The sequence below is a fragment of the Dictyobacter alpinus genome, from assembly GCF_003967575.1.
GTDB classification, from domain to species: domain Bacteria; phylum Chloroflexota; class Ktedonobacteria; order Ktedonobacterales; family Ktedonobacteraceae; genus Dictyobacter; species Dictyobacter alpinus.
This window is the reverse complement of the sequence record NZ_BIFT01000001.1, coordinates 2,356,174-2,375,512: the sequence shown is the minus strand read 5'-3', so window position 1 is coordinate 2,375,512 and position 19,339 is coordinate 2,356,174. Positions and strand designations below refer to the sequence as shown.

General features: G+C 45.8%; 15 protein-coding genes. 10 read left to right on the top strand and 5 right to left on the bottom strand.

Annotation, left to right across the window (positions count from 1 at the left end; genetic code table 11):
• The first annotated feature begins 1,833 nt into the window (after positions 1-1,833).
• The gene (gene dnaG, locus EL633_RS09440; protein WP_126626938.1) at positions 1,834-3,936 is read left to right on the top strand and encodes a DNA primase; all 2,103 of its coding nucleotides are present in this window, start codon (positions 1,834-1,836) and stop codon (positions 3,934-3,936) included.
• Positions 3,937-4,091: 155 nt separating this feature from the next.
• A complete protein-coding gene (gene rpoD / locus EL633_RS09435; protein WP_126626937.1) occupies positions 4,092-5,390 on the top strand; it encodes an RNA polymerase sigma factor RpoD in 1,299 nt (432 codons plus the stop codon).
• 617 nt (positions 5,391-6,007) lie between these two features.
• On the opposite strand, the gene tpiA is transcribed toward rpoD, so the two are convergent.
• From tpiA to EL633_RS09415, 4 genes are all read right to left on the bottom strand, one after another.
• Positions 6,008-6,793, bottom strand: coding sequence for a triose-phosphate isomerase (gene tpiA / locus EL633_RS09430; protein ID WP_126629386.1), 786 nt, complete (start codon positions 6,791-6,793; stop codon positions 6,008-6,010).
• Positions 6,794-6,941: 148 nt separating this feature from the next.
• Positions 6,942-8,135 (bottom strand): phosphoglycerate kinase, encoded by a 1,194-nt coding sequence (locus tag EL633_RS09425; RefSeq protein WP_126626936.1) that lies wholly within the window; start codon positions 8,133-8,135, stop codon positions 6,942-6,944.
• Positions 8,136-8,241: 106 nt separating this feature from the next.
• The gene (gap, locus tag EL633_RS09420; protein WP_126626935.1) at positions 8,242-9,255 is read right to left on the bottom strand and encodes a type I glyceraldehyde-3-phosphate dehydrogenase; all 1,014 of its coding nucleotides are present in this window, start codon (positions 9,253-9,255) and stop codon (positions 8,242-8,244) included.
• Positions 9,256-10,016: 761 nt separating this feature from the next.
• A complete protein-coding gene (locus EL633_RS09415) occupies positions 10,017-11,477 on the bottom strand; it encodes a pyridoxal phosphate-dependent aminotransferase (protein ID WP_161982057.1) in 1,461 nt (486 codons plus the stop codon).
• A gap of 214 nt (positions 11,478-11,691) precedes the next feature.
• On the opposite strand from EL633_RS09415, the gene EL633_RS09410 reads away from it, so the two are divergent.
• Complete coding sequence (locus EL633_RS09410; RefSeq protein WP_126626933.1) at positions 11,692-12,438, top strand: SDR family NAD(P)-dependent oxidoreductase; 747 nt, start codon at positions 11,692-11,694, stop codon at positions 12,436-12,438.
• A 196-nt stretch (positions 12,439-12,634) separates the two neighbouring features.
• The gene (locus EL633_RS09405; protein ID WP_126626932.1) at positions 12,635-13,771 is read left to right on the top strand and encodes an outer membrane protein assembly factor BamB family protein; all 1,137 of its coding nucleotides are present in this window, start codon (positions 12,635-12,637) and stop codon (positions 13,769-13,771) included.
• 612 nt (positions 13,772-14,383) lie between these two features.
• Here the strand turns inward: EL633_RS09405 and EL633_RS09400 are convergent.
• Positions 14,384-15,499 (bottom strand): aminotransferase class I/II-fold pyridoxal phosphate-dependent enzyme, encoded by a 1,116-nt coding sequence (locus EL633_RS09400; protein WP_126626931.1) that lies wholly within the window; start codon positions 15,497-15,499, stop codon positions 14,384-14,386.
• A gap of 276 nt (positions 15,500-15,775) precedes the next feature.
• Between EL633_RS09400 and EL633_RS09395 the strand changes: the two genes are divergently transcribed.
• The 6 genes from EL633_RS09395 (at position 15,776) to curA (ending at position 19,330) form a co-directional block, all read left to right on the top strand.
• Positions 15,776-16,033, top strand: coding sequence for a hypothetical protein (locus tag EL633_RS09395; protein WP_126626930.1), 258 nt, complete (start codon positions 15,776-15,778; stop codon positions 16,031-16,033).
• On the top strand, positions 16,023-16,376 hold the full coding sequence (locus tag EL633_RS09390; protein WP_126626929.1) for a rhodanese-like domain-containing protein: 354 nt from the start codon (positions 16,023-16,025) through the stop codon (positions 16,374-16,376). The genes EL633_RS09395 and EL633_RS09390 overlap by 11 nt, the downstream gene beginning before the upstream one ends.
• Positions 16,377-16,459: 83 nt before the next feature.
• Positions 16,460-17,230 carry an enoyl-ACP reductase FabI gene (locus EL633_RS09385; RefSeq protein ID WP_126626928.1) on the top strand — a complete coding sequence of 257 codons (771 nt, stop codon included), beginning with the start codon at positions 16,460-16,462 and terminating at the stop codon, positions 17,228-17,230.
• Positions 17,231-17,344: 114 nt separating this feature from the next.
• On the top strand, positions 17,345-17,731 hold the full coding sequence (locus tag EL633_RS09380; RefSeq protein WP_126626927.1) for a MerR family transcriptional regulator: 387 nt from the start codon (positions 17,345-17,347) through the stop codon (positions 17,729-17,731).
• Positions 17,715-18,098 (top strand): carboxymuconolactone decarboxylase family protein, encoded by a 384-nt coding sequence (locus tag EL633_RS09375; protein WP_126626926.1) that lies wholly within the window; start codon positions 17,715-17,717, stop codon positions 18,096-18,098. Before EL633_RS09380 ends, EL633_RS09375 begins: the two co-directional genes overlap by 17 nt.
• Positions 18,099-18,325: 227 nt before the next feature.
• Positions 18,326-19,330, top strand: coding sequence for an NADPH-dependent curcumin/dihydrocurcumin reductase (gene curA, locus EL633_RS09370; protein WP_126626925.1), 1,005 nt, complete (start codon positions 18,326-18,328; stop codon positions 19,328-19,330).
• The last annotated feature ends 9 nt before the right edge of the window (positions 19,331-19,339 follow it).

Genomic DNA, 19,339 nt, shown 5'->3' with positions numbered 1-19,339 from the left:
CAGGGAAAGTTCTACACATTTCCAGAAAGTTATCCACACCAGATGTGGATAACTTTCTGGAAATCACTAGCAAAAACTGTAGCAATGACTGGCAACACATTTCAGTACCAGACATGAATAACAGATCATTTCAGATACCTTTTTCTGACAAAAATGTCAATTTTGAAAAAATTTCCACATGATTTTCCTATAAACATGCTTTATCAACAGAAGATGTGGATAACCTTGCAAAACCTCCCCGAATCCTCACAAATGTATATAGCTGGTTATATAGCTAGTTATATACATTTCACATGATTTTCACACCCTAAAAGTTATCCACAAAAATTGTGGAAAACTTATCCACAGTATCCACACTCGTTAATGTAATTTGATAAGCCTCCTATCACTCCATATAACCAGCTATATTGCCAGAATTGGGTACCTCCCCGAATCCTCACAAATTTTCAGTTATCCACATTTGCTGTGGATAACTTATCCACATTATCCACATTTTATATAGCGTGCTATATAGCCAGTTATGAAGCTATATAGCACGCTATATAACACCTCCCCGAATCCTCACAAATTTTGACTTATCCACATTTGCTGTGGATAACTTATCCACATTATCCACAAATTTTATCGCAGGCTATATAACTAGCTATAAGCCTCCCGCAATCCTCACAGAATCCTCCCCGAATCCTCACAAATTTTGACTTATCCACATTTGCTGTGGATAACTTATCCACAGTGCATCAATAGTATCAAATGCACCATATAACTGGGGTGTTTATCCACAATTACTGTGGAAAACTTATCCACATTTGCCAACATGTACGAACAAGACATGCGAAAAAATTTCAAAGTTATCCACATTTGCTGTGGATAACTTTTCATCCGGAAAAAAGGGTTGTTGTCATCATAAGCAAACAAGCTGAATAAAAAGTGAAAATTAGTAGCAAGCGATCAAAATTAATAGAAAAAAAGACACAGATTATGGTCCAAAAATGTATAAATCGTCAGAAAGTGGGGAATTATCCACAGGCAACCTTCAATTGCGGCAAAGGAAAAAAGAACAGTGGACAGCCTGTGGATAACCTGTGGATAACTATGGATAACCTGTGGATAACCTGTGGATAAGTATGCTCTGTTTCTGAACAGTTATTCATAGGAAGAAAAGTTATCCCGAGGTTATCCACAGGCTGTCCACATGAATTTGACCGTCTGGATGCCTGTGTGGATAAGTTTTTGTAAGTGGTCCCATCCCTCTCCTGGAGCGGCTTCGTAAAAAATCATAAATATCAATATAGGGTGTCAAAAAAAAAGTTATCCACTTATCCACATCCCCTACTACTACTAACTTATATATTTTTTTTAAAATATATATATTCTTAGTATTATAGTGCTGTGGATAACTTTTTTTTCGGGATCAAAAAAACAAAAGCGGAGAACGTCTGCGCTAGAACGCAAAAAGTGGTCACCAGCGAATCCAAAGGTCGTGGAGATTTACGAAAAAGGGTTTAAAGACATTAGTAAATGAAGGTGTTTGAGTTATACAATAAGCTATGGAACAAAAACTTGGAAGAATAAGCCAGGTGAAGTCGGAAAGCGTACAGGCAAGCCCAGATGTCCTATCTGCACGATCCTCATCCAATCCTTATCGTTACAAGTAGTACAATAGGTATAACACCTTCAGTAGTTTCGTATATTTGTGCATATACTTTTAATCCGACCCTTGTGATGTAAGTCCACAGTATGGAGTACAAATGTGGATCGGAATAGCTATACACGCGACTTTTAGCAAATTCTAGCAGGAACAATGTTCCTTTACGTACGCGCAAAGATCAGGCAATGACAGCAGTAATTGACACAATCAAAGCAAAAATAGATGTGGTAGATGAAGTTAGTGCGGTCGTGACTTTACAGAAATCAGGAAAGTCCATGAAAGGGCTTTGTCCCTTCCACAATGAACGCACACCATCATTCTACGTATTCAGAGAGTCACAGACCTGGCACTGTTTTGGATGTAACGAAGGAGGTGACGTATTCTCTTTCGTACAGAAACAGCAAGGGCTTGACTTTCATGAAGCGCTGCTCTATTTGGCTGAGAAAGCTGGAGTAGCTGTTGAAGAGCATAATGGAAGTAACCCGGAAGAAGAGAGAGAAGCAAGTGCATCCAGGGAGCGCCTACGCAAACTCAACGAAGACGCCTTACTCTGGTTTCATCAGATGCTTCTCCGATCCAAAGAAGCCGAAGGAGCCAGAGCGTATGTTGAGAGTCGGGGTATCTCAGCAGAGAGTGTACTTTCATTCGGTCTGGGCTATGCAAGTGAGCAGTGGGATGGATTATCCCGTTACTTTTTGAGCCATGGATACACGGAGCAAGAGCTAGTAACTGGAGGCCTGGCGCGCTGGCGAGAAAACGATAACTTTGGAGGTGAACGCAATGGCATCTATGATTACTTTCGCAACCGACTGATTTTTCCTATTCGAGATGATCGTGGTCGTGTGATTGGATTTGGAGGACGCGCGCTTGGTGATAGCAAGCCAAAGTATCTTAATTCACCACAAACAGTTTTATTTGAGAAAAATACTGTTTTGTACGCTATAGATATGGCGAAAGATGCAATAAAGCAAATTGGGCAGGTTGTTATAGTAGAAGGGTACGTAGATGCTGTTATCGCCCATCAATACGGGACCAAACAGACCGTCGCCTGTATTGGTAGCGCAATCACCGAGAAGCACATTCAAAAACTAAAGAAACTCACCAAACAAGTTACACTGGCCCTTGATCCAGACGCCGCTGGTAGTGCAGCGACCGAACAAGGCATCAAAGAAGCGCTCAAAGGCTTTGATCGCACCATGGTACCAGTGCCACTTGCAGGTGGGAGTAACAACAAAGCCGCACGTCAGCCGAGTCAAAAAGGCCAGCAAAAGTTCAACAAGCAACCGCAGACGCGTGGCATAATCCGTCTTGAAGAGCAAGTAGACGCGGAGATCAACGTTCTCCAACTTCCACCAGGTGAAGATCCTGATGAAGTCATCAGACGTGATTTCTCAACCTGGTTTTATGCGGTTAATCATCCATTGTCGCTGATTGATTACTACTTTACAGTAAAGACAGTAGACCTCAACATGCGGGAGCCAGAAGGGAAAACAGAAGCAGCCAGAAGACTCCTGCCCGTAGTGGGAATGATCAGTAACCGCATCAAGCGTGACGCCTATATACGCAAACTGGCTGGTATGATCAGTATTGATGAGCGCAGCTTATACGATGAGTTGCAGCGAATTATGCGGGGTCAACAGACTGTAGGGATCACGGCAGACTTTAGCGGAAAAGGCATCCAGGCGAATCGGCCGCAACAAGGTGTAAAAGAAAGATCAATCCTTGATGGCGAAGAAGAGCCAGGGGCGGAAGTAGAACAGAAGGGGAAAACAGACAAAAAAAGCAACACAGCTCATGCAAGGATTGGGCTTGACAGAACAGAGCAGAGTACGCTAAAATGGGAAGACTACCTTATTGGGCTACTCGTGCAAAATCCAGGCCTATGTCCGCATGTTTGTGTTATAATTAACGAAGGTGACTTCGCCGGGACAGACACGCGGGAGTTGTACCACTTACTCAACTCTGTGTATCAACGTGAATCTTCCCCTTCATATCAATCCTTAGAACAGTTTGTGCCTTCGGCACTGATGCCTGCAGTAACTAGAGTTCTTGAGAGTGTTAAGGTGATGTCTCCGCGAGACGCAGATGCGCTGATAAAAGAAGCAATCCAATGCGCTACACGTCTCAAGAAAAAGAGCTTACAACAATTAAATACAGAACTACAATTTCTCTTACAAGAGGCCGCTGCAGCTGGGGATAAAAACGCAGTCAGACAATTCCAGCAGCAATCTGTAGCAATTCAGCGACAACTATTGACCCTGAATACTGCTACGCGGCTCCAAGGATAATCCAAACTGTCGAGTATAACGAAAAGACACATAACCCGCCGCAATCTAGTAGAGCGGCAATAAAAAATCATTTTTACCAAATCGGACCAGAGAGCAGGAATTGTTATCATTTATCGTTTATCTATTAGGCCTGTTTTCTGAAGGGGGATGCCAGAATGGTTAATCGGGACCAAGAAGTAATGGATCGAGTACAAAATGACCGTGGTAACGTCAGTACCATCAGTACAGGGCCATTAAATAATGTTTTTGAACTTGAACATTTTGATATGGATCAATCCATGTTAAATGATACGGCAGATGTCTTTAATATTGACACCGTCGGTCATCATGCTCATGTTCCAGCGGCAAACCCATCGGCACCCGTTGGAGACAGCGAGGAATTTGACCTGTTTAAATTGCAGGACGAAGAACCTATGGACGCCCTGGATCCAACTAAAGAGCCACCAGCAGATTGGGAGCCTGGTCCTGAGGAGGTTGCAGCAGTGGATGCCGAGATCCTGGCAGACCCCAAATGGGATGAACTTGGAGAGGGCATGGGAATTGTCGTAGCTGACCTTGAGAGCAGCCTGGATGATCCTGTGCGCATGTACTTGCGTGAGATTGGTCGCGTTCCCTTGTTAAACGCTGAAGAAGAAGTACGTCTGGCTCACCTGATGGAGCGTGGTAAGCAAGAACGTCTTCGTGCAGAGCGCCTCAAGGTTAAACCAAATCGCAAATATATTGAAGACGGCGAAGAGGCCCAACGCCGCTTGACCGAGGCCAATTTGCGCCTGGTTGTTAGCGTAGCAAAAAAATATATTGGTCGTGGAATGAACTTGCTGGACCTGATCCAGGAAGGAAATATTGGTCTGATTCGCGCAGTCGAGAAATTTGATTACACCAAAGGCTTCAAGTTTAGCACCTATGCAACCTGGTGGATTCGTCAGGCAATCACACGCGCTATCGCCGATCAAGCTCGTACGATTCGTATCCCGGTACATATGGTTGAAACCATCAACCGCCTGATCCGTATCAGCCGCCGCCTTCTGCAAGATCTTGGACGTGAACCTACATCGGAAGAAATAGCCGAGCAGATGGAGATCAGTGCCGAAAAAGTACGTGAGATCATCAAGGTTAGCCAGGAACCAGTCAGTCTGGAGACACCAATTGGTGAAGAAGACGACAGCCATCTTGGTGACTTCCTGGAAGATCAGACAGCTCTGGCACCTGCTGAAGCGGCCAGCCATCAATTGCTCAAAGAGCAAGTAGAAGATGTGCTGGATAGCTTGACTGAGCGTGAAAGAAAAGTACTGCAACTGCGTTTTGGATTGGACGATGGCCGAAGTCGTACCCTGGAAGAAGTGGGCAAAGAATTTCATGTTACGCGTGAGCGTATTCGTCAGATCGAAGCCAAAGCATTGCGCAAACTACGACATCCAAGTCGCAGCCGCAAGTTAAAAGATTATCTAGACTAAATTGTTATCCACATGTGCATAAGTCTGTGCATATGTGGATAACTTTGTGTATAACTTCAAACGTGAGCCAGTGTATAGTTGGCTCATGTTTTTTTATGGGCAGTGCGAGAAGCGCTTTCTTCTTGTATAAAAAGAGTAATTAATAATAAAAACAGTAAACATATCACAAAATTTTAAAAAACGCTAGACTGAATGTGGATAAACCTCATTTTGTGGATAAGTTATCCACAAATCTAACAATCAGAAAAATGCTAAGAAATGTGGAAAAGTTATCCACACTGTGGAAAGCTAGCGGCCCACAATCCGTTCTCCAATCCTTTCGGGACCCTTATTAACAATAGAGATATGAAACCATCCTAAACGCATTCTAAGAGGATTGAAAAGGCTCTGCTATTGTCACTAATATATTGAGTAGTTAAACTTCACCAAGGGCATTTCTAGCGCCTCTCAAACGCTTTTATTATTGTGCATACTACATTTATTTGTCGTTTGCACCGGAATTTATGCTTATTCTGAATTCACTAAAGAATTAACTATAAAATCTGTGAAAGATAAAAATTATAACGAGAAAGCCTGATTATGCTTTCTCGTTATAAAGGTTGTTTATGGATACAAAACTATTTTTTTACTATTTCAGCAGATTTGCGCACTATCTCCACGAAATCTGGTTTAATGCTCGCTCCACCAATTAAGCCACCATCAATATCTGGATAAGCGAGGAACTCGCCAATGTTAGCAGATGTTACGCTGCCACCATATAAAATGCGAATTGCCTGAGCAGCATCTGCCCCATATATCTCTGAGTAAACGTAGCGAATATAATGGATAACCATGTTAGCTTCAGAAGCCGTCGCTGCTTTGCCGGTGCCAATCGCCCAGATAGGTTCATAAGCGATTACAATCTGGCTGGCTTGTTCAGCATCCAGGCCAGCCAGACTTCGATGAATCTGATCCCGAATTACGGATTGTGTCTCGCCCAACTCATATTGTTCAGTATTTTCACCGATACACACAATTGGCAGCAAGCCATAGTGTAAAGCAGCATGCACCTTTTTATTTACCAGTTCATCGGTCTCATGGAAATAATTGCGTCGCTCAGAGTGGCCCAGGATAACGGCCGAGCATAGTTCCTTCACCATTTCAGGAGCAGTTTCTCCGGTGAAGGCGCCCTTGTCCTCGAAGTACATATTTTGAGCGCCCAATTCAATACCATGAGTAGGAATCGACTGCATGACTTGATGGACAGCAGACAATGAAATTGAAGGAGGACAAAGAATACTCAGCATGCTGGGATGTTGCCGAATAATTTTATCCAGTTCTGGAAGAATTTCGGCGGTAAAGCGAGAAGCTTGTTGTGGTCCAAAATTCATTTTCCAGTTGCCTGCAATAATAGTAGTGCGCATAGTCGCCATACATTGCTCCTTTACCAATGAGGATCATCAGAGATCCGTTATCAGGTAATATATCGAACTGAAGGAGCGACCAGGCTGGCCGCTCCCGACAAAATTTTGCTACAAATAAGGATGATATATTATTGTATCATCTTTAGCTTTAAGCATCCTGCAAGGCTGCTACTCCGGGGAGTACGCGACCCTCCAGAAACTCAAGAGAAGCCCCACCGCCAGTTGAGACATGCGTCATCTGTTTGGCTGCGCCAGCCTGCTCAACGGCCGCAGCAGAGTCACCGCCACCAATAATGGTTGTCGCTCCCTGTTTCGTCAGATCTGCCAGGATCTTAACTACTGCATTGGTGCCTTTGGCGAAAGCGGGCATTTCTGCGACACCCAGCGTACCATTCCAAATGATCGTCTGAGCATTAGCCAGAGCCTGATGAAATTCCTCAACCGCAGCTGGCCCGATATCCAGGATGCGCCAGCCCTGTGGGACATTCTCGGCCAGAACCACCTGATGGTTCGCATCAGCGGCAAAGCGATCAGCAATCACCACATCGCGGGGCAATAAAAACTTTTTTCCTTGTTGCTGAGCCTGGGCAAGTAAGTTTTTGGCCACATCCACCTTTGCTTCCTCATATAAAGAATCGCCAATCTCTAATCCCTGAGCTTTCAGGAATGTATTAGCCATACCGCCACCAATTAAAATCGTATCCGAGATACCGATCAAGCGTTCCAGTACAGCGATTTTATCGGATACCTTTGCTCCTCCCACCAGGGCCGCAAAAGGACGTTTCGGATTTTCCAGTGTCTTACCCAGGAAATTCAGTTCTTTCTCCATCAGGAAGCCGGAGACACCTGGAAGATAATGGGTGACACCCTCCGTTGACGCGTGTGCACGATGCGCGGTACCGAAGGCATCATTGACATACACATCTCCCAGTGATGCCAGTTGCTGAGCGAAATCAGGATCATTCTTTTCTTCTTCTTTATGGAAGCGCAAGTTTTCAAGCAACAAAACCTGTCCAGGTTGTAATGCCTTCGCTTTAGCTTCAGTCTCGGAACCGATCGCATCTGTGGTGGTTTGGACTGGTAACTGCAGCAAAGTCGCCAGGCGTTCCGCGACAGGTTTTAAACGCATCTCTTCAACCACCTGGCCTTTAGGCCGGCCCAGATGGGACATAAGAATAACGGCGGCCCCATTCTTCAACAGATATTCAATAGTTGGCAGGGCCGCCGCAATACGCGTATCATCGGTAATGTGCTGATTGGCATCCAGGGGAACATTAAAATCAACTCGGACCAGCACATGTTTACCAGTCACATCAATGTCCCGCACGGTTTTTTTATGCATAGCTTTGTCCTAGCTCTGGTTCAGGCATAGATGAATATGCCCGGACACATAAAATGGCGTAGTTTCACGTGAAACATGAAACATACGCCATCGAGAACTGCGCAAATTAGAAGCCTTTTTCAGCAACGAAGGCTGCCAGGTCAGAGATGCGGTTTGAATAACCCCACTCATTATCGTACCAGGCCAGAACCTTAATCATATTGCCACCAAGGACCATTGTGGAGAGGCCATCAACGATAGAAGAACGAGGATCGCCGCGGAAATCGGTAGAGACCAGAGGCTCGTCTGTAAAGCCCAGGATCCCTTTCAGTGAGCCAGCAGCAGCCTCTTTGAAGGCATCATTCACCGCTTCAATCGAGGCTTCCTTACGGGTTGTAATCACGAAATCAACCACCGAAACGGTCACAGTAGGAACGCGTAAGGACATACCATCGAAGCGACCCTTCAACTCAGGAATAACCAGAGCCAGAGCACGGGCCGCACCGGTAGTAGTTGGGATAATGTTGCTACCAGCGGTACGAGCACGGCGCAAATCTTTATGCACCTGATCAAGGATACGCTGATCATTGGTGTAAGAGTGGATGGTATTCATCAGACCACGCTCAATACCAAAGGTATCATTCAGGACCTTAGCGGTAGGCGCCAGACAGTTAGTGGTACAGGAAGCATTGGAAATAATATTGTGTTTGGCTGGATCATACATGTCCTGGTTGACACCCAGCACAATTGTCAGATCCTCGCCCTTAGCAGGTGCAGAGATAATAACTTTTTTAGCACCGCCCTTTAAATGCGCAGAAGCTTTGTCAGCATCCGTAAAAAGACCGGTTGATTCGATAACAAGATCTACACCCAGATCACCCCAGGGAATTTGAGCCGGATCTCTTTGAGCGATAACTTTGATCTCATGACCATCTACAATTAAGGTTTCTGCTGTGGCTTCAACTTCGCCGGGGAAACGTCCATAGGTGGAATCATACTTGAGAAGGTGAGCATTTGTCTTGGTATCAGTGAGATCGTTAACAGCGACAACCTCTAGTTCGCTGGAGTGGTTTTCAAGGATTGCTTTGAGCGATTGACGTCCAATACGTCCGAAGCCATTAATGCCTACGCGGGTTGCCATGCGTTTTCTCCTTATGATGTTGTTGTAACCCTGTGTAAAATTTGCCCAGGAAAGCAGGATATTATCCTGCATCCGATAATCAATTCATCTCGTTATAACATAAAATTCAGGTCTGTCACAAATTAATGACGGTTACAGCACTGGAACACGCACTGTGCCATGAACTGGTCACAATTCAACTGAGCCGATATGTATATATCGGCCACCGCGATTTGTTCAGACTTCATAGAGACGAATTGCTGGCGCATTTCGGCCTTGAAATACTTCAATGATGGTTTACCGGTACTCTTACAGTCCACGTGGGGATCCACCCAAATAGTCCCGTCACCTTCATTTCTCTATCTACAAGATTATCACTTGCAGACGAAACTAGCAATATGTCTAAGTGGATAGTTTAGTAGGCAAGACGAATAGTAGTATTTCATGTGTGGTGTGTAAAGTATCTATAGAGATTGGTGGTTAACTGTAGGTGCAAGTTTTATGCCTTACGCTCGCGCCTACGGCGCTCGCTTTTTTTGAGAGGGAAATGGTGGGGCGGTCGCGACCGCCCCACCATTTCCCTCTCAAAAGAGTTGGAGGGTGGAACCCTTACATACGGAGTAGCCATTTTCCTCTCAAAAGAGTTGGAGGGTGGAACCCTCACATACGGAGTAGCCATTTCTCCCTCAAAAGAGTTGAGGGTGGAACCCTCATGTGCGAGTAGCCATTTCTCCCTCAAACATGTTGGTGGGTGGAAGATGTGTTCTTCTGGTTCCTATTTTTTATAGAGGATCTTTGAGGATGATGGGGATCACGCCGATGGAAAAACGGATATAGGCATCATCGTAGCCAAAGCCGCTGCCGGGTACGCCAGCGATACCAGTTTTTTCAAAGAGCGAAAATGCATCTACCCCTTCTTTGAGTTTGCTCCAGTTGTAGACTGTTGCATCATCATCGATATAAATTTGGTCAAAGAGCTGGAATTGTTCATCGATAGCACGCAATTGGGCGATTAGTTGTGTGCGCCTTAAGCGATAGAAGCGACGCAGTTTTTCGCCAAGCTGCGGACGTTCCTGGAAGAGACGATAGTAGGCCATGAAGCGCAATTGCCACTCACCAGGAAGTGCGGCCAGGCCATTGGACCAACTTACGGAAATGCCAACTGCAATATCGGGATCGCCACAGGTAACCCAGCCCAGACGCTCGCCTGTCAGGGTATGAGTTTTAGAGAAACTACTGACAAAGATCGTATGTTTAAGTACATCAGACTCGATAAATGTAGCCATACGCGCCTGATCTTCTTCCGGCTTACCGGTCCCGATATAGGCAAGGTCAGCAAGAATGAAGACTTGGCGGCCACTTTCTCGATAGCGTCGGAGTACCGCGTGAAGATCATTAAGTTCCTCAGGTGTATAGGCAAAAGCCGTAGGATTATTCGTAATAGTCAGATAGAGCACAGAAATAGCTGGATTTTCAGCCAGGACCTGATCCAGTTGCTCTCCTGTTAATTTAAAGTGGTTTTCAGCTGATGTACTATAGCGATGAATCTGATAGCCATAACTCATTGCCTGCCACTCAGGAACACCGAAGCCCGGTTCAGGGAAAAGTATGGCAATCTGTTCTTTTTTTTGTGTACGAGCGATGTGGGCAAGACCACGTAAAACGTTATCAATACCATCCATTGCACCCAGACTAAGATGGACATTGCGATGAGTAACTTCAATGCCCCAGCGGCCCATTTCTGCGGCCAGCCAGCCACGCAGGACTGGATTACCGATACCATAAATATCATAAACACGTGGATCAAAGCCCTGTTTGAGCAAGAGTCGCTCACATGCTAACATTTGCTCACGTAACCAGAGATAGGTTTCGCCGGTAGCTGTATAATTATGTAGTTGCTCGCCGGGCAGGGCAATACCCAATTCATCGGCCAGGATGCGATAATCAAGAGGACCTCCTGGCTCGCCTTCGCATTCAACTACCTGACGCAAGTCGATATCACCGATGGTTCGATTTACAATCTCAGAACGAATAAGGTCATCCGATATAGCATGCGCGTGGCAGGTTTGTTCCAATTCAGCCACAATACGTGCCATAACTCGAATGGGTCCCGAACCTTCTTGAAGATGAGGGCGATATGCCGTAAGAATATCGCTACGCAGACGGCGTAACAGGGCGCGCTGTTCATCCAGGGACAAGATAGATGGTGTTGATGAATCCGCTGAAGAAGTAGATTGACTCACGGGTAGTATAACTCCTTTCATGTTGTGCATCGCTGCACTCCACACATGGCATCTTCTCGCATAAAGGTCACTGCTCGACATTGGGCAGTTTGACCCTATTAGTGTAACACTTATGGTTATTGACGAAAAGCTTTCTGTGGCTGTGCCAGCTATGCAGTGTATGTTGTTTAATGTAGCCATGGAGTATCGCTAATCATAATAAGGAAGGTATAAGATGTTTGCTGGAAAAACCGTTGTGGTAACAGGAGCAGGACGCAGCATTGGTCGCAGATTAGCACTTGGCTTTGCAGAACAAGGCGCGACTGTGCTGGTGCACTATGCCCATTCCAGTCGTGGTGCTGAAGAAGTCATCCAGCTGATTGAAGCACAGGGAGGAAAAGCATTTCTCGCCCAGGCTGATCTATGTGATCCTACGGAAGTTGCTCGACTGGTGAAAAATGCCTATGAGTTGTTGGGTCCGATTGATGTATGGATTAATAATGCTGGTGCCAGTGCCAACACGGACGAAATCAAAGGCATGACTGAAATCGAGGTCTTTGAGCGCATGATTGGCGTCGACGTAATGGGGACCTGGCGCTGTTGCCGTGAAGTGCAGCCGTACATGCGTGAGGGAGGATGCATCTTAACTACGGGCTGGGATCGGGCTCTGGATGGAGCGCCGGGCTTACCAAACCAGATGTATGCCATCAGCAAAGGAGCCATCATGTCCTTAACACGTTGTCTGGCCAGCGAGTTTGCTCCCCGTGTAAGAGTAAATTGCATTGCTCCTGGACGCATAGAAAACGAATGGTCCCAGACACTCTCCGAGACATCACGCCAGAAAGCCGTCGCAGAGATTCCCATGAAACGTTGGGGAACCGCCGACGATATTTTGCAGACAGCCCTGTTTCTAGCCTCGCCATCAGCCTCATTTATGACAGGACAAACCTTGCTTGTCAACGGCGGAGAAATTATGCGTTAGCCTTTATTTGTTTGCTACCTGGGGAAACGTCTATCCGTAAAGAAGGATAGATATTCTTTATTACTGACATAAATAAACTTGCGCAGAGCTTTCCTGATCATTAGAGATAGAAGAAGACAGCAGACAGTTTGTCCTGTCCGCGAGAAAAACATCACATAGTTGTCAGGAAAAGGCAAGAGACGGGTAAATATATTGGATGAAAACGCCATTTGCGAACAATAACACATCGACAGATCGTGGCATGTATATTGCCCAGGGCTCACATATCTATAAAGCCAGCATAGATGAGCAAGCTATTATCTGGCGCAGAGATATCGCAGGCTTAGGTTCCAGCTTGATCGTTGCAAACGGAATGGTGTATGTATACGCCTCGCAGAATGAAAGTATGGTGTACGCACTACACGTTAGCACTGGTCGGGAAATCTGGTCTACCAGCGTTTCACCCTATCTTGTAGAAGCAGGGATACAAGTCAGCGAACTGATGGCGATGGCCCTGATTGATACAATTCTCTATGTACTATCTTTTCAAGGTACCATTACCGCCTTGAATGCGACCACCGGCATCCTCATCGCAACGTATGAAATTCCGCCTCTTCAACAAGATATACATCTGGGAGCAATTGAACTGATCATAGCGAATAGCATTTTATATTATAGTAGCCAGAATAATCTCTATGCCCTGGAACTACAGAACTTCAGACAGCGCTGGCGCTCAACCCTACAGGCACCTCAAAATTTTCTAGCCCATAGCCTGGATCATACATCAATCTACGCCATCGCTGATTTAGATCCCGAGGGCAGTTATGTCTATGCATTTTCAGCCGAAAGCGGCCGCCAGAACTGGTGCTCAAACTTATTACCAGATCCTATTTTTGATGCCCCTGTGTGTACGGACGATACGCTTTATTGCATGGGAGCAACAACCATCTATGCGCTGAACGCGCGCAGCGGTGAAATACAATGGGAACATTTTGTTGGCAAGACCGCCGGACTAAAGCCGTGTATTGAAAATGATATGCTTTATCTTTGTTTGGCGGGAACATATCAACAGGAAAGCTTTGCGCAAGAAAATCCTCTGACCGAGCAAAGTGCGCTACTCGCCCTCGATCGTCACACTGGATCCTTGCACTGGTATCGGAACCTCAATTTGCACGCAACAATGTTTCACGTGAAACAAGGAATATTTTATCTTTATTGTTCTACAACTAATAAGATCTATGCGTTTAATGGCAAAGATGGTTCAGCGCAAGGGTGGCTGAACAGTCCTGTGAACCAATCAGCTACGAATAGCGAAGCTTTCGGATTTGGATCTTCGCTGATTGTAGTTCCTTGAATGCTGATAATAACGACTCACGTCATGAGTATGTTTCACGTGAAACATACTCATGACGTGAAACATCAGGCAGCGGCGCCATCATTTTTTTCAGCACAAACATGAACAGAGAACGCCTCCCTCAGCGATTCCTCGCCTCACCACGACCCCGTCCCCGTAGCTACGACCCTCAGCGGTCGCTTGCCACCCGCCGCAGCGTGGTGGCCCGGTATCTGGTCTGTTCTGCTCCCCATCGTCATCACCTCGCCCAGAGAGAGTTCCCCCGCGATACTCCTGGATAAGTCCCGCATGGTGTACCTAGTGGAAGGTCTCATTTGGGCACTGCGTGAGGAAACGCGCCAAATGAGGGGGACAGGATCGCTGGGATACCGGGCCACCACGCTGCGGCGGGTGGCAAGCGACCGTTGAAGGTCGCATCTACGAGTGCTATTTTGGGGTTGCTTTTATCAGGATGATAACTTACTTTGTCATGTACATGCCTCTGCAAAAATGAATAGCACTCTTGCTGGCTGTTTAGTTTGCTGACATACTCTATGTTTCACGTGAAACATACAAAGAATGATGTTCAGACTGATAGGATTGTGCTTTTGCTCATCGTTCTGTTTCTTTGCATTACTTGCGATGTAGATAATTTTCAAGGCGGGAAAGAGACTCGGTCATATTTTTTCGTCCGAAGCCGATTCTAAAATGGTTACCGGGATGATCATAAACGGAACCGGGTAAAAGCATTACGCCTTCTTGTTGAACCAGATCAAGCACGAAATCGTTGATGGGTTGTGGGAGCAGGAGACGTGGAAAGGCAATACTACCAGCCTGGGGTCGTTGCCAGGAAAATACTTCTGACCAGCGAGCGAAAAATTGATCCAATTCTACAAGATTAGTCTGAATAATGTCCAGGCTACGCTGGATGATTTGTGGTTGGGCACGTAGTGCGATCAAGGCCAGAATTTCGCTGGGAGCACTATTGCAGATTGAGAGATAATCTTTAAAGGCGGCGACGCGCTGGAGAAGAGCAAGATCATGGGTAGCCAGCCAGCCGATTCTGAGTCCTGCCAGAGCAAAGGATTTTGACATGACCCCTAATGAGATATTTTTGGTGCCCAGATCTGCGGCTCCTGGTAGTGATTGCTCGGGTGAATATTCCAGAAAACGGTAGGACTCGTCGGAGAATAGATATGCATTGGCTTCATTGGCAATATCAGTGATTTCCTCGAAAGTTTGCCTATCCAGATGTGCGCCAGTAGGATTATGTGGGAAATTGATGACGATCAAACGTGTGTTTGGACGGATAGTCTGGCGCAGTTTTGCAGTATCCAGTTTCCATCCTTGCTCTTCCTGTAATTCTAGTAACGAGACATCAGCTCCAACTGATTGGGCAACCGTATAAAGTGATTGATAGCCAGGCCAGGTGACAATAGCATGATCACCGGAGTGCAGAAGGACATTCATCAGAATAAAAATTGCTTCTTCGCCACCAGCGAAAGTCAGTATCTCTTCTGGTGAAATATGTTGATAAAGACTGGCAATCTGTTGCCGTAAAAGAGGATGTCCCGCACTCTCCGTATAACCTAATGATAAATTTTTCCATAGCATCTGACATTCTTGATCTGCCAGTCCTAATAGTTCATTCATCTGATAACCATCGACATCGGAACTGGAAAGTAGATGAGGAGCTACAAACTCCCACTGTGCAAAGTATCGTTCAAGTTTAAAATTGGGAATATGCATAGCTTTCTTTCTTCGCTTTCTTTTTTCACAAGAGGATGTTTCACGTGAAACATCAAACCGACTGGAAGATTTTATCTGCTGGTTGCGGTAGTATGGATCCTTCACTATGACTATACAATAAAGATGATTGCTTTTGATGTTTCACGTGAAACATCAAGTTCCAGAAGATACAATCATGCAGGAGCTTATATCTGCTCTTGCTGTCTACTGTCGAATTTGCTACACTGTGAGAGGCATTGAAGCGAACAGCAAAGTAGGATGAAAAGAGGTAAGTATATGCGAGCCGTAGACGATAGTAGGCCCAAATATGCTGCCATTATGCGTGTGTTGCTGGCCTGGAAACAGTTACCTGAAAGTGACGTTTCGCGTATGCTACATAACTATTTCCTCATAACTGACGATTTTCGCGAGATGGAAGATCAAGGATACATCACCATGGCTTTTAGTGGCGATGAGTATATGATCGTTCCTACCTTGTTAGGCCGTCTATGGCTAGAGCAATACGAAACAGGAGAAGCTAGCAATGGCAAATAATTTTGATGATGAAGTGCTGCCATATACAACCATCGGGACCGATGATGCTAAACGCATGATCGAGGCAGGCACACGAATCGTAGATGTACGCATGCCTGATGAATGGAATTATGGGCATATCGCTGAAGCAACCCTGGTTCCGATTCAGGGTATTTATACCTTTGGTAAGGCCCTACAAGAGCAGAATTTACCCCTCGATGAGGAGGTAATTTTTGTATGTGCTGCAGGACAGCGCAGTGCTATGGCCTCTGAAATTGCATCTTTGATGGGCTTTAAGAAAGTATATAATCTCGCGCGCGGCATGAACGGATGGGCCAATCGTGGCTATTCAATGGAGCGCTAAGTATCTCAATGCAGAAAAAATTCTGTATTGTAAATAGTTGCGAAGAGCAACCAGTGTAATGTATTTCGAGAGGAGATATGGATATGCCCTTATTAGAAGGCAAAAAGGCTCTTATTTTTGGTGTTGCCAACCATCGCTCGATTGCCTGGGCGATCGCGCAGGCGCTGGCTCGTGAAGGGGCTCAACTCGTACTGACATATCAGGAGCGCATGGAAAAATATGTTCGCGACCTGGCCGCTAAAATTCCTGGCACAGAACTTATTGCATGCGATGTGCAAAACGACGCTGAATTGGATGCCGCCTTTGTAAAAGCCGGCGAAATCATGGGTGGTAGACTCGATATCCTTGTCCACTGCGTAGCTTTTGCTCCCGCCAGCGAATTGGAGAATCCTTTTATTCAGACTACACGTGAGGGTTTCCATACTGCTCTCGATATCAGCGCCTACTCATTAGTTGCTCTGGCCAAACGTGCCGAGCCTCTAATGAAAGAGCATGGCGGTAGCGTACTGGCTCTGACCTATATGGCCAGTGAGCGTGTGATGCCAAAGTATAATGTGATGGCTGTAGCCAAGGCTGCCCTGGAATGCAGTGTTCGCTATCTGGCCTATGAGATGGGTGAACATAATATCCGCGTGAATGCCATCTCTGCTGGACCTTTGAACACCCTTGCCGCACGTGGTGTCTCCGGCCTTACCGGGTTCCGCGAGCAGGTTGCCCATGTCTCACCATTGCGCCGCAATATTGAGCAGAGCGAAGTTGGTGATGCCGCTCTCTTCTTGAGCAGTGATCTTGCCCGCGCCATAACCGGCGAGATTATGTTTGTGGATGCTGGCTATAACATTATGGGTGCATAAATAAATCGGATAGCTACCTGGGTGGACATTCCTTGTTGGATGTCCACTTTTTTTGTATGCAACTTTCTTTTTTCCTCTTGACTTTGAGTGCGCTCAAAGTTTTACACTGTGTTCATGAACAGTGAATTACTTACCATTGAGCAGGTCGTAGCACGTACAGGTTTGAGCGCCCACACTTTGCGTTACTACGAACGAATTGGATTACTTGATTCGGTCTCTCGTGCAACGAGTGGTCATCGTCGCTATGATGCAAAGGATCTTGATTGGATCGCGTTTCTGACACGCTTGCGTAAGACGGGGATGCCGATTCGGCATATGCAGAAGTTCGCTGAGCTACGACGGCAAGGCGATGCAACCATCACCGAACGACGTATCCTGTTAGAAGCGCACCAACAGGCTGTTCAAACTCATATTGCTGAACTCCAGCATAATCTGGATGCTATTACTGTGAAAATACAAGTCTATTCTCAAATGAAGGGAGATCATGACAACACCCACTGAAACTACACGTTACGAACGTGGTCTTGCTAAACTTGCAGAAGTTGATGGAAATGCCGGTCAACGCGTTGTTGACAACCTTGGAGACCTGGGTCGCTATATTGTCGAATTCGCGTTTGGGGACATTTATTCTCGCCCTGGCCTGTCACTTCGCGAACGAGAGATCGCTACCGTCGCAATCCTAACTGCATTAGGAGGCAGAGAACCGCAACTTCGCGTTCATATGGAAGCAGCCCTGAATGTTGGCATTAGCTTGCAAGAACTTGAAGAAATCATTTTACAAACCGTACCCTATGCGGGATTTCCAACAGCGATCAATGCTACGAACGTGCTTACTCGTCTCAAGAGCGAAATGCCTTCACAAGTATAAATAAACGAGTACTATTCCTCGCTGGAAAAAAATCATGTTGATGTTTCACGTGAAACATCAACATGATTTTTTTCCTTTCAATAAATTACCATTGGATTAGCATCTAGCAGGCAAGCTAGCAGTTAATTTCGAGCTTGCTGTCAACAAAATGAAATAAACTACGTGCTACGTAGTGTTATGAAAATACGGCATCTAAAAATGCCTTAATTTGAAAGGAAATATAGATAATGGCAACAAAAAATAAACAAGTGCTTCTCGCTAACCGTCCACAGGGGTGGGTGCAAGAGAGCGATTTTCAACTGGTAGAGACAGATGTGGCCGCCTTAAGGGATGGCGAAGTATTGGTAAAGAATCTTTATCTATCTCTCGATCCTTATATGCGTGGACGCATGAACGAAGGCAAATCCTATGCCGCCAGTTCTAAGTTGCAGGAAGTCATGGTGGGTGGAACGGTCGGCGTGATCGTCGAGTCCAAAAATCCCAATTTCCAGGTTGATGAGCATGTGTTGGGCTACTTTGGCTGGCAGGAATATGGTATTTCTGATGGCAAAGGTTTGCAGAAGGTATCAGTGTCACAGCAACTTCCTGCCTCTGCTTATCTAGGTGTGTTGGGTATGCCTGGACTGACTGCCTGGGTAGGCTTGATGAGTATCGGTCAGCCAAAAGCTGGTGAGACTGTAGTAGTTTCGGCCGCTTCAGGTGCTGTTGGTAGTGTAGTGGGACAGCTGGCAAAAGCTCATGGCTGTCATGTAGTGGGTATCGCTGGCGGTAAAGCGAAATGCGATTATGTCGTTAATGAACTTGGCTTTGATGCCTGCGTTGATTATAAAGCAGGAAAATTGGTTGAGGATCTGGCAGCGGCAACACCTGATGGCATCGACGTCTATTTTGAAAATGTCGGTGGCGAGATTCTTGAGGCTGTGTTGGATCGTTTAAATGCGCACGCACGTATTCCTCTTTGCGGTTTTGTTTCTCAATATAATGAGACCACACCACATGCTGTGCGTAACTTTGGCGCATTGTTAATCAATCGTGTGAAACTACAGGGCTTTATCGTAGGCGAGCATGCTGAACTTTTCCCTCAGGCTATCAAAGAATTGAGCGAACTGGTGGCCAGCGGAAAAATCAAATATCGTGAGACGGTCGCCGAGGGTATCGAGAGCTCGCCAAAAGCTTTCATCGGTATGCTAAAGGGCGAAAACTTTGGTAAGCAGCTGGTAAAACTGGCATAGCTTTTTAGC

What these genes read in the sequence shown, in the direction of transcription:
- EL633_RS09395 (WP_126626930.1), top strand. Translation starts at nt 15,776, where the DNA reads ATGCGAGCCGTAGACGATAGTAGGCCCAAATATGCTGCCATTATGCGT.
- rpoD (WP_126626937.1), top strand. Translation starts at nt 4,092, where the DNA reads ATGGTTAATCGGGACCAAGAAGTAATGGATCGAGTACAAAATGACCGT.
- EL633_RS09385 (WP_126626928.1), top strand. Translation starts at nt 16,460, where the DNA reads ATGCCCTTATTAGAAGGCAAAAAGGCTCTTATTTTTGGTGTTGCCAAC.
- EL633_RS09425 (WP_126626936.1), bottom strand. Translation starts at nt 8,135, where the DNA reads ATGCATAAAAAAACCGTGCGGGACATTGATGTGACTGGTAAACATGTG.
- dnaG (WP_126626938.1), top strand. Translation starts at nt 1,834, where the DNA reads ATGACAGCAGTAATTGACACAATCAAAGCAAAAATAGATGTGGTAGAT.
- EL633_RS09400 (WP_126626931.1), bottom strand. Translation starts at nt 15,499, where the DNA reads ATGCATATTCCCAATTTTAAACTTGAACGATACTTTGCACAGTGGGAG.
- EL633_RS09410 (WP_126626933.1), top strand. Translation starts at nt 11,692, where the DNA reads ATGTTTGCTGGAAAAACCGTTGTGGTAACAGGAGCAGGACGCAGCATT.
- EL633_RS09390 (WP_126626929.1), top strand. Translation starts at nt 16,023, where the DNA reads ATGGCAAATAATTTTGATGATGAAGTGCTGCCATATACAACCATCGGG.
- EL633_RS09405 (WP_126626932.1), top strand. Translation starts at nt 12,635, where the DNA reads ATGAAAACGCCATTTGCGAACAATAACACATCGACAGATCGTGGCATG.
- tpiA (WP_126629386.1), bottom strand. Translation starts at nt 6,793, where the DNA reads ATGCGCACTACTATTATTGCAGGCAACTGGAAAATGAATTTTGGACCA.
- EL633_RS09375 (WP_126626926.1), top strand. Translation starts at nt 17,715, where the DNA reads ATGACAACACCCACTGAAACTACACGTTACGAACGTGGTCTTGCTAAA.
- gap (WP_126626935.1), bottom strand. Translation starts at nt 9,255, where the DNA reads ATGGCAACCCGCGTAGGCATTAATGGCTTCGGACGTATTGGACGTCAA.
- curA (WP_126626925.1), top strand. Translation starts at nt 18,326, where the DNA reads ATGGCAACAAAAAATAAACAAGTGCTTCTCGCTAACCGTCCACAGGGG.
- EL633_RS09380 (WP_126626927.1), top strand. Translation starts at nt 17,345, where the DNA reads ATGAACAGTGAATTACTTACCATTGAGCAGGTCGTAGCACGTACAGGT.